At 56.4% G+C, this 1,015-nt stretch carries 2 protein-coding genes; both read right to left on the reverse strand.

Annotation, left to right across the window (positions count from 1 at the left end; all coding sequences use genetic code 11):
- Window positions 1-785, reverse strand: a 785-nt coding sequence (locus tag AK963_RS29575; RefSeq protein WP_139117796.1) for a hypothetical protein, incomplete at its 3' end; no start/stop codon positions are given.
- Window positions 786-809: 24 nt separating this feature from the next.
- The coding region (locus AK963_RS34110; RefSeq protein WP_175404743.1) for a hypothetical protein at window positions 810-1,015 on the reverse strand (206 nt) is incomplete at its 5' end.

Consider the following 1,015-nt stretch of genomic DNA (forward strand, 5'->3'; position numbering starts at 1 on the left):
TGATCCTGAACCGCCTCCGGTAGCTGGGCTTTCTGGTCTTTGGGGCTCAACCCTGAGACATCGGCCTGCCCCTGCTGGGCAACCACTTCCTGTAACTGCTCGATCAGCTTGCCAGGATCATTAACCTTGTTGCCCGGATCAAAGGTCTGTTTCTTCTGACCGGCAAAGTTATTCAGGTTGGAGAGGGAACTGAGGTAGAACTGCTTCACCGGATTACCATCGTCACCGAGCAGGCTGACCAGCGGGTCTTCATTACGGTCGCTGTGATTGAAGCGGATACCCGTGACATTACTGGCCTTGATGCCGGGGTGCTGGTTGATAAACTCGATGGCGTCCTCTGCATCCCGTGGGTCCTGCCCCTGATGATACTTTTGCAGCATCCGGTTCAGCTTTCCGGCGTCCTGCGTCAGGGGGCTTTGCACCGTTTCCCTGCGCTCCATGGGCATTCCGTAACCGGCCTGACCGCCTTGCGGACTCTGCCTGGCACCCATGCCATTACCCGGCTGAATGCTCTGGAGCATCTGCCCGAACCCGTAAGGCTGACCATGAATGGCGGCAAACCGCTGCTGCCGGTCGTAGAACTGGTTCAGCTCGTTCTGGTCAATCTGCTGCTGGTTCAGTGCCTGCTGCTGTTGCTGACCGGCGTACTCCTGTTGCTGTCGGCGCAGTTCACCGAGGTGCTGGTTGATGGCGTGCTGTTCATCGGCATAACCGGGCACTTTGGTGCCGTGGCCAATTGAATCAAACTTGTTCTGGTAAACCCTGCCGTCCGATCCGATGTACATGGTGATCCTCCCTGATCCTGTGGATTAATACTCGTAATCAAACTTTTCGGAGTAATTCCATTTACCGGGGTTGGCGTAGGTCTGCACCAGCCCGTTCTGCCAACGGTTCGCTGCCTGGTTAAACGCCTGATTCTGCGCCGCCAGCTTCATCTCGTCCTGCTTGAAGCCATAACCCAGATCGTACTGACGGGCGGCTTCATTGAGCTGGTCGTACTTGATCTTGTTGTCGG

Source organism: Endozoicomonas atrinae, assembly GCF_001647025.1.
GTDB lineage: Bacteria > Pseudomonadota > Gammaproteobacteria > Pseudomonadales > Endozoicomonadaceae > Endozoicomonas > Endozoicomonas atrinae.